The following is a 9,001-nucleotide window of genomic DNA, read 5'->3' on the forward strand; positions in this document are numbered from 1 at the left end:
GATCAAAGCAGCGTCGGAGATTTCCGTCAAAGCCGTTCACAAGGTGGGAAACGCTGGCCGGGGTCACCGCCGGAAGCGTTGCCACCAGCGGGCTTTCCGCGGCGCGGCCGCGGCCGGTTCGACGGGCTCGGCCGCGGGCTGCTGCACCGGATCGGGCCGGCCGGCGCGCCACGAAGCGACCACCTCGTCGACGTTCACCGGGCCGATGACCACCTGCGGCCCGGTCGGCGCGCGGAGGTGCTCGACGATCCGGCGGTTCAGGTCGGCGGCCACGTCGCGAACGGCCTGCTCGGTGGTCAGGTCTCGCACCACCTCGGGCAGCCGCTCGGCCTCCTTGCGGAGCTGCAGCGGGGTGGGCAGCAGAGCGTCACCGGAGAGGCCCTCGCGGCGGATGTAGTCCTTGACCCACCACTGGTCGTCCAGCGGCGCGCCCGCGCCGGGCAGCGGCTTGCCCGCGCCGGGCAGGTCGTCGAAGTCGCCGCGCTCCTGCGCGGTCCGGATCTGCTTGTCGACCCATGATTCGAACGTGACACCGGGTGGCTTGCGCTCGGTCATGCCCCGATTGTCGGCCACGGCGCCACCGTGATGCCACCGGCTAGCCGACGCGTTCGAGGATGCCGCGGATGAAGGCGGCCTGTCCGGCGTGCTGCAGGTCGTCGGCGATCACGCTCACCAGCCGCACGCCGAGGGTGACCGGGGGAGCCCACCCGGCGTCCACGACCTCCGCGAGGTCGTCGTCGGTCAGCCCCGCGACGAACTCGACCGTCCGCGCGTGGACCGCGTCGTGGTACCCGGTCAGCAGCTCGCCGGAGTCGACGCGGACGTCGGCGACCTCGTCGGGATCGTGGCCGTAGCCGATGTCCTCGTGCGCGAACGGCAGCCCGAAGCGCCCCAGCCAGTCCTGCGCGGTCCAGGCCTGCTCCGCCGCGGCCACGTCCGAGACGTGGTCGTCCTGCACCCGGGTCAGGTGCCACACCAGCCAAGCGATCGAGTTGGCCTCCGGATCGACCCGGTACGCCAGCTGGTCGGGATCCAGGCCCGACACGGTCTCGTGCACCACTTCGCGGATCCGGTCGAACGCATCGACGAGCACTTCGGCGCTGGACATCCGCCCACGGTACGGCCGCCGCCGGGATCCGGCAGCAGATCCACAGTGGACGCTAGCCGGCCAGTGCGCCGACCCCGGCCACCGCGCGGCTTGCCCGCGCCTGCTCGTCGGTGACCGGCCGGTCCGGCCGCCACGCCGAGGTGAACACCACGCCCGGCGGCACCAGCTCGTAGCCCGCGAACAGGCCCGTGACCTGGTCCGGGTTGCGCAGGTGCAGCGGGTGGGTGCTGGACTGGTAGAGCTCGATGGCCTGCGCGACCTCGCCCGGCCAGTACTCCGGCGTCAGGCTGTGCGACAGCGCCAGGTGGCTGCCGGGCGTGCAGGCCCGCCGGTAGCTGGCGATGATCCCGGCCGGGTCGTCGGAGTCCGGGATGAACGGGAACACGGAGATCATCAGCACCGCCACCGGCCGGGAGAAGTCCAGCAGCCGGCAGGTGTCGGGGTGGCCCAGCACCAGGTCCGGGTGCCGCAGGTCCGCGCGGATGATGGTGGCGCGCTCGTTGCCCGCCAGCATGCGCTGCGACTGCGCCACCGCCACCGGCTCGTGGTCGACGTAGACGACCCGCGCGTCGGCGTTCAGGCCCTGGGCGATCTCGTGCACGTTGCCGACGGTCGGGATGCCGGAGCCGAGGTCGAGGAACTGGTCGATGCCCGCCTCGGTGACGAGGTAGCGCACCGCGCGCTGGAGGAACGCCCGGTTCTCCTGTGCGAACGTGCGTGTCTCGGGCAGCATCGCCAGCACTCGTTCGGCCGCCTCGCGGTCTGCCGCGAAGTTGTGCGCGCCGCCCAGGTAGTAGTCGTACATGCGGGCCGGGTTGGCCCGCTCGCGGTCCACCCCGGCCAGGTTCGCGAACAACTCCGCCCGGGCCGGATCCTGTCCCGGATGTCCCTGCATCCCCGTGCCTCTCCGGTTCGACGGCCGATCAGCCGTAGGCTGCTCCTGCGCGATCGGCTTGGCAAGATCAGGCGCGGGTGTACTTGAGCACATCCAGCATGCTGTGCTCGTCCGCGGGGTCGGGTTCGCCGAGGCAGGCGGCCAGGTCGCGGCGCACCCGGTCCCGGTCGAGGCCGGAGCCGATCACCACGAGCTGCGTGCGCCGCGGTTCGCCCCGGGCCCACCGCGACCGCTGGAACCGCAGGAAGTCGCCGACGGTGTGCAGCGTGAACTTCTGCCCCTGCCCCGGAGCGCCGAAGTGCACCTGGCCCTTCATCCGGTAGACGCCGTCCGGGCGGTCGTCGAGGAACCGCATCAGCTCCCGCGGGTGAACCGGGTCGTCGGCGGTGAAATCCACGCTCTGGTACGCGGTGTGCAGGTGCTCGTGGCAGTCGTCGGACGATTCGGCCAGCAGCTCGTCGAAGGACAGCTGGCGCGCGACGTCCTGCCGTTCGCGGACCGCCTCGCGGTCGAACAGCAGCGCCGGGTCGACCCGGCCGTGCGCGGTCGGCAGCACCGGCTTGCCACCCGCGAGCCCGCCCACCAGCTCCGCCAGTCGCCGCTGATCGGATTCGGCGACTCGGTCGATCTTGTTCAGCAGCACCAGATCCGCGAAGCGCAGGTGCTGGTCGATCTCGGGGTGGCGGCGCCGGGTCGCGTCGAACTCCGCGGCGTCGACCACCTCGACCAGCCCGCCGTAGCCGAGGCGGGGGTTGGTGCTGTTCAGCAGCAGCCGGACCATGCCGCGCGGGTCGGCCAGGCCGCTGGACTCGATCACGATGACGTCGATGTCGCTGCCGGGCCGCGCGAGCCGGGCCAGCAGGTCGTCGAGCCCGCTGGCGTCGACGGCGCAGCACAGGCAGCCGTTGCCCAGCGACACCGTGGAGTCGACCTGGCCGGCGACGCTCAGCGCATCGATGTTGATCTTCCCGAAGTCGTTGACCACGACGCCGATCCGGGCGCCCTGCGGGTTGCGCAGCAGGTGGTTGAGCAGGCTGGTCTTCCCGGCCCCGAGGAATCCCGCGACGATGATGACCGGGATCGGTTGCCGAACCAAGGAATCCGCCTTCCGCGCGACTGCTGACCGCCCGGCAGCATAGCGATTCGGTTCACGAGCGCTTCGGGACCGGGATGCGTTGGAGGTCCTCGGCCACCACGACCTGGCCGTCGAACACGGCCGCGGCCTCGTCGTGGAAGCGTTGCGGATCGGAGTAGCGCTGCGAGAAGTGGGTGAGGACCAGGGTCCGCACGCCGCACTCGGCCGCGACCCGGGCCGCTTGGGCGGCGGTGAGGTGGCGGTACTCGTCGGCCAGCCGCGCGTCTTCGTCCAGGAAGGTCGACTCGATCACGAGCAGGTCGGCGCCGTCGGCGATGGCGAACACGCCGTCGCAGAGCCGGGTGTCCATCACGAACCCGAACCGCTGTCCCGGCCGCGGCTCGCTGACCTGCTCCAACGTCACCTGGCCGGTCCCGGTGCGCAGCACCTGCTCGCGCTGGAGCTGCCCGACGGCGGCCCCGCGCACCCCGTGCCGGACCAGCAGCTCCGGCACCATGCGCCGGCCGTCCGGCTCCACCAGCCGGTACCCGAACGTCTCGATCCGGTGGTCCAGCCGCACCGCCTCCAGCGCGCCGAACGGGCCGGTGGCGATCACGCCCTCCCGTTCGATCGGCCGCTCCTGCAGGTCGACCACCTCGTCGAACGCCGAGGCGTAGCGCAGGTTGCGGAAGAAGCCGGCCCCGCTCGCCGGGTAGTGCGCGTGCACCGGCCGCCGGACGCGGTCCAGCGACAGCCGCTGGACCACGCCCGGCACCCCGAGGCAGTGATCCCCGTGGAAGTGGGTCAGGCAGATCCGGTCGATGTCGTGCGCGCTGACCCGCGCGTGGATCATCTGCCGCTGCGTCCCCTCGCCGGGGTCGAACAGCAGTCCGGTGCCGTCCCAGCGCAGCAGGTAGCCGTTGTGGTTGCGGGACCGCGTCGGCGCCTGGCTCGCCGTGCCCAGCACGATCAGTTCCCGATTGGACACCCGCGGCACCCTACGGCACTCGCGCCGCGGCGATCACCGCTCGGGCGCCTGCGGGCGACCGGACGGGACCTCGACCTCGGCCTCCCCGGCGGGGCGTGCCCGCTCCGCCTCGGCGCGGCGGGCGGCGTCGAGGGCCTCGGTCTCCTCGCGCGGATCGGGTACCAGCAGGCTGCCGGGCACCGACCGGCCGGCGGCGCCGAGCTGGTTCATCTTCTTCGGCACCGGGCTGCCCTGGTACTCCAGCGGCACCGGGTGCCCGTGCTCGTCGACCGGGCCCAGCGGCTGGTGCACCTCGATGAACTCGCCGTGCGGCAGGCGCTTGATGATGCCGGTCTCCACGCCGTGCTCCAGCACGTCCCGGTCGGTGCGCTGCAGGCCCAGGCAGATCCGGTAGGTGACGTAGTAGGCGATCGGCGGCGCGAGCAGCACGCCGATCCGGCCCGCCCAAGTCGTCATGTTCAGCGACAGCCCGAACACGAAGGCGATGACGTCGTTGACCCCGGACAGCAGCACCACCACGAAGAAGGCGATGGCCATCACGCCCAGCCCGGTGCGCACCGGCGCGTCGCGCGGCCGTTGCAGCAGGTTGTGGTGGGCGGTGTCGCCGCTGAGCTTGCGCTCCAGGAACGGGTAGATGATCGCCACGGTGAACACCAGGCCGAGCCCGATGACGAGCGGGAAGAACACCGCCGGAATGGTGTAGGGCCCGAGGTAGACCTCCCACGGCGGCCACAGCCGGCCCATCCCGTCGGTCCAGATCATGTACCAGTCCGGCTGGGAGGCCGCCGAGATCATCGACGCCACGTACGGGCCGAAGTTCCAGATCGCGTTGATCTGGAAGATGCCGCTCATGATCGCCAGCACGCCGGTGATGATCAGGAACAGCCCGGTGCTCTTCACCGCGAACACCGGCATGATCCGCACGCCCTCCACATTGGACTCGGTGCGCTTCGGGCCGGGGTACTGGGTGTGCTTCTGGTACCAGACGATCGCCAGGTGCACCGCGACCAGGCCGACGATGAGGCCCGGTAGCAGGAAGACGTGGAGAATGTAGAACCGCGGGATGATCTCGGTGCCGGGGAATTCCCCGCCGAAGAGGATCCACTGCAGCCAGGTGCCGATGACCGGGACCGAGAGCACGATGCCGGAGGCGATCCGCATTCCCGTGCCGGAGAGCAGGTCGTCGGGCAGCGAGTAGCCGATGAAGCCCTCGAACATGCCCAGGAAGAACAGCAGGATGCCGATGGTCCAGTTCACCTCGCGCGGCCGCCGGAACGCGCCGGTGAAGAAGATCCGGAACATGTGCACCACGATCGCGGCCATGAACACCAGCGCGGCCCAGTGGTGCAGCTGGCGCGCGAACAGCCCGCCGCGGACCTCGAAGGAGATGTCCAGCGTGCTCTCGAACGCGCGGGACATCGACACCCCGCGGAGGTTCTGGTAGACGCCGTTGTAGGTCACCTCGGTCATCGACGGGTCGAAGAACCACGCGAGGTAGGTGCCGGTGAGCACCAGGATGACGAAGCTGTACAGCGCGAGCTCGCCGAGCAGGAACGACCAGTTCGACGGGAAGACCTTGCTGATCTGGCGCCGCATCCCCGGCGCCAGGCGGAACCGCAGGTCCGCCTCGTTCGCCTGGTGGCGGATCTTCCGGAACAGCTTGCTCTCGGGCTTGGTGGGTTGCGTCAACCTGCTCATGTCGGCTCCAGGCACCGCGCTGCGAGCCACCGACGGGCGTCGATTCCGCGAACTCCCGCCGATCGGCTGGGCGAAACGACACTGCGCGGATACGAGCGTACTGCGCCGGCCCGCCACCGGCAGCGGGCGCACCGGCACTTGTCAGGGGCGGTCCGAGCCGATAGCGTCTGGACATCCTACGTCCTACGTCTTCATGATGGGCAACAGAGGAGTGGTATGGCCGAGCTGGCCGGCGGAGTGATCCCGCCGCTGTGCACACCGCTGACCCCGGACCGCGAAGTCGACGTGCCGTCGCTGGAGAAGCTCACCGGTCACCTGCTCGAAGCAGGGGTTCACGGGCTGTTCGTCACGGGCTCGACCGGCGAGGTCGGCTACCTGCCGGACGCGGCACGGCACCGCGTGCTGGAGGTCGTCGCCGGGGTGGCGGCCGGCTCCGTGCCGGTGCTCGCGGGCGTCATCGACACCGCCACTCCACGGGTCGTCGAACACGCGCGGGCCGCGCTGCGGCACGGCGCCTCCGCGCTGGTGGCCACGGCGCCGTTCTACGTCCCGACCCATCCGGCCGAGATCCGGACGCACTTCCGCCAGATCCGCGCCGCCGTCGATCTGCCGCTGCTCGCCTACGACATCCCCGTCTCGGTGCACACCAAGCTCGACCCGGAAACGGTCGTCGAGCTCGCGGCGGACGGCACGCTCCGCGGCCTGAAGGACTCCAGCGGCGACCTCGACGGCCTGCGCACCGTGCTGGAAACCCTGCCGGACCAGGACTTCCTGGTGTTCAGCGGCTCCGAGACGATGGCCGACACCAGCCTGCAGCTCGGCGCGCACGGCCTGGTGCCCGGCCTCGGCAACGCAGACCCGCGCGGCTACGTCCGGCTCTACGACGCCGCGACCGCGGGGCAGTGGGAGCAGGCCGCGACCGAGCAGGCGCGGCTGCGGCGGTTCTTCCGGGTGATCGGCGTCGGCGCCCGCCCGATGAGCCGGTACTCCTCGGCGATCGGCGCGTTCAAGGAGGCGCTGGTGCAGCTGGGCGTGATCGAGCACGGCACGACCAGCGTGCCGATGGTGACGCTCGACGACGCCGAGCGAGCCGAAGTCCGCCGGCACCTGGTCGAGGCCGGCCTCCTCCAGGCCTGACCGAACCCGTCGAAGGGAGCGTCAAGTCGTGACCGAGAACCTGCGCCGCCTGCCGGAGAGGCTGGGCCGCATCGCCTACGGCGGGGACTACAACCCGGAGCAGTGGCCCGAAGAGGTGTGGGCCGAGGACATGCGGCTGATGAAGCAGGCCGGGGTGTCGCTGGTCAGCGTCGGGATCTTCGGCTGGGCGCTGGTGGAACCCCGGCCCGGCGAGTTCGACTTCGGCTGGTTCGACCGCGTGCTGGACAACCTCGCCGATGCCAGGATCTCCGCCGCGGTGGCCACCATGACCGCCTCACCGCCGCCGTGGCTGGCGAAGCTGCACCCGGAAACCCTGCCGCGGCGCGCCGACGGCACGGTCCTGTGGCCCGGGGCGCGGCAGGCGTACTGCCCGTCCAGCCCCGTCTACCGGGAGCACGCCACGCGGCTGGTGACCCGGATCGCCGAGCGCTACGCCGATCACCCCGCGCTCGCGCTGTGGCACATCGGCAACGAGTACGGGTGTCACGTCCGCGCCTGCTACTGCGACAGCTCCTCGGCGGCGTTCCGGGAATGGCTGCGCGAGCGCTACGGCGGCATCGCCGAGCTCAACGACGCGTGGTCGACGAAGTTCTGGTCGCAGCGCTACGACGACTTCGACGAAGTGCTGCCGCCGCGCACCGCGCCCACCTTCGCCAACCCCACGCAGCAGCTCGACTTCGCCCGGTTCTCCTCGGACACGATGCTCGACCTGCTGCGCATGGAGAAGGCCGTGCTGCGGGCGGCGGCGCCCGACGTGCCGGTGACCACCAACCACGTGCCGCTGGCGAAAACCCTCGACCTGCACCGCTGGGCATCCGAAGTGGACGTCGTCAGCTACGACTCCTACCCGGACCCGCACGACCCGCAGGCGCACGTGCTCGCCGCGCTGTCCTACGACGTCATCCGGTCGCTGCGCGGCGGCCAGCCGTGGCTGCTGATGGAACAGGCGCCGAGCGCGGTGAACTGGCGCGAGCGCAACGGCGTCAAGCAGCCGGGCCGGATGCGCCTGTGGAGCTGGCAGGCCGTGGCCCAGGGCGCCGACGCCGTGATGTTCTTCCAGTGGCGGCAGTCCAAGGGCGGCGCCGAGAAGTTCCACTCCGCGATGGTGCCGCACACCGGGCCGGACAACCGGACCTTCCGCGAAGTGGCTGGACTCGGCGCGGAACTCGCGGAAACCGGCCAGCTCGTCGACACCCGTCCCGACAACGACGTGGCACTGGTGCTGGACTGGGAGAGCTGGTGGGCCCTGGAGCTGAACTCGCACCCGGCCACGCTCGACCAGCTCGACGCGCTCCTGGCGCACTACTCGCCGCTGTTCGACGCGAACATCGGCTGCGACGTCGTGCACCCGGACTCGGACCTGTCCGGCTACCGGCTGGTCGTGGTGCCGAACCTGTACCTCACCAGGGCCGAAACGGCGGCGAACCTGACCGAGCACGTCCGGCGGGGCGGGCACCTGCTGGTGTCGTTCTTCTCCGGCATCGCCGACGAATCCGACCAGGTCCACCTGGGCGGGTACCTGGGGCCGTTGCGGGAGGTCCTCGGCGCGCACGTGGCCGAGTTCTGGCCGTTGGCGGACGGGGAATCCGTCGGGGTCTCGGTGCTGGATTCGGCCGAGCGCGGGGTTCTGTGGTCCGAGGACATCGTGGTGGATGGGGCCGAGGTGGTCGGGCGGTTCACCGAGGGCGGGCTGGCCGGCGGGGCCGCCTTGACCCGGAACGCCTTCGGGGACGGCGTGGCCTGGTACCTCGGGACCCGGTTGGGGCGCGAGGGGATGCGGGCCGTGCTTGATCGGGTTGTGCGGGACAGCGGGGTTTCGCCCGTGGTGGCCGGGCTGCCGGAAGGGGTGCAGGCCGTTCGGCGGGGTGGGCGGGTTTTCCTGCTCAACCACAACGTTGGGAGCGTTTCGGTTTCCGTTGCTGGGGGTCGGGTGGAGATTGCCGGGTTCGGGGTGGAGGTTCTGGCGGGGTAGGGGCTTTTGGGTGGGTTGGGGCGGGGTTGGGGCTTTTAGAGGTTTGGTGTGTTTTGGGGCCATCCCCGCGATGGGTGGATTGTGGGGGCTGCGGGCCGGAGGTCAAG

8 protein-coding genes are annotated in these 9,001 nt (G+C 71.0%); 2 read left to right on the forward strand and 6 right to left on the reverse strand.

Annotated features, from left to right (window positions below):
* Positions 1-63: 63 nt before the first annotated feature.
* The 6 genes from AB0H93_RS39910 to AB0H93_RS39935 all read right to left on the reverse strand — a co-directional run bounded on the left by AB0H93_RS39910 (position 64) and on the right by AB0H93_RS39935 (position 5,764).
* A complete protein-coding gene (locus AB0H93_RS39910; protein WP_358581076.1) occupies positions 64-555 on the reverse strand; it encodes a DUF1992 domain-containing protein in 492 nt (163 codons plus the stop codon).
* Positions 556-595: 40 nt separating this feature from the next.
* Positions 596-1,108 carry a DUF664 domain-containing protein gene (locus AB0H93_RS39915; protein ID WP_358581079.1) on the reverse strand — a complete coding sequence of 171 codons (513 nt, stop codon included), beginning with the start codon at positions 1,106-1,108 and terminating at the stop codon, positions 596-598.
* A 52-nt stretch (positions 1,109-1,160) separates the two neighbouring features.
* Positions 1,161-2,003, reverse strand: coding sequence for an SAM-dependent methyltransferase (locus AB0H93_RS39920; RefSeq protein ID WP_358581082.1), 843 nt, complete (start codon positions 2,001-2,003; stop codon positions 1,161-1,163).
* A 67-nt stretch (positions 2,004-2,070) separates the two neighbouring features.
* On the reverse strand, positions 2,071-3,099 hold the full coding sequence (locus AB0H93_RS39925) for a GTP-binding protein (protein ID WP_358581085.1): 1,029 nt from the start codon (positions 3,097-3,099) through the stop codon (positions 2,071-2,073).
* Between the two features lie 52 nt (positions 3,100-3,151).
* Positions 3,152-4,066 carry a ribonuclease Z gene (locus AB0H93_RS39930; RefSeq protein ID WP_358581088.1) on the reverse strand — a complete coding sequence of 305 codons (915 nt, stop codon included), beginning with the start codon at positions 4,064-4,066 and terminating at the stop codon, positions 3,152-3,154.
* Positions 4,067-4,099: 33 nt separating this feature from the next.
* On the reverse strand, positions 4,100-5,764 hold the full coding sequence (locus AB0H93_RS39935; protein WP_358581090.1) for a ubiquinol-cytochrome c reductase cytochrome b subunit: 1,665 nt from the start codon (positions 5,762-5,764) through the stop codon (positions 4,100-4,102).
* 216 nt (positions 5,765-5,980) lie between these two features.
* On the opposite strand from AB0H93_RS39935, the gene AB0H93_RS39940 reads away from it, so the two are divergent.
* Together AB0H93_RS39940 and AB0H93_RS39945 are read left to right on the forward strand one after the other, a co-directional pair.
* A complete protein-coding gene (locus AB0H93_RS39940) occupies positions 5,981-6,901 on the forward strand; it encodes a dihydrodipicolinate synthase family protein (RefSeq protein WP_358581093.1) in 921 nt (306 codons plus the stop codon).
* Positions 6,902-6,929: 28 nt separating this feature from the next.
* The gene (locus tag AB0H93_RS39945) at positions 6,930-8,894 is read left to right on the forward strand and encodes a beta-galactosidase (RefSeq protein WP_358581096.1); all 1,965 of its coding nucleotides are present in this window, start codon (positions 6,930-6,932) and stop codon (positions 8,892-8,894) included.
* The last annotated feature ends 107 nt before the right edge of the window (positions 8,895-9,001 follow it).

The sequence above is a fragment of the Saccharopolyspora sp. NPDC050642 genome (assembly GCF_040654735.1).
Classification (GTDB): Bacteria; Actinomycetota; Actinomycetes; order Mycobacteriales; family Pseudonocardiaceae; genus Saccharopolyspora; species Saccharopolyspora elongata.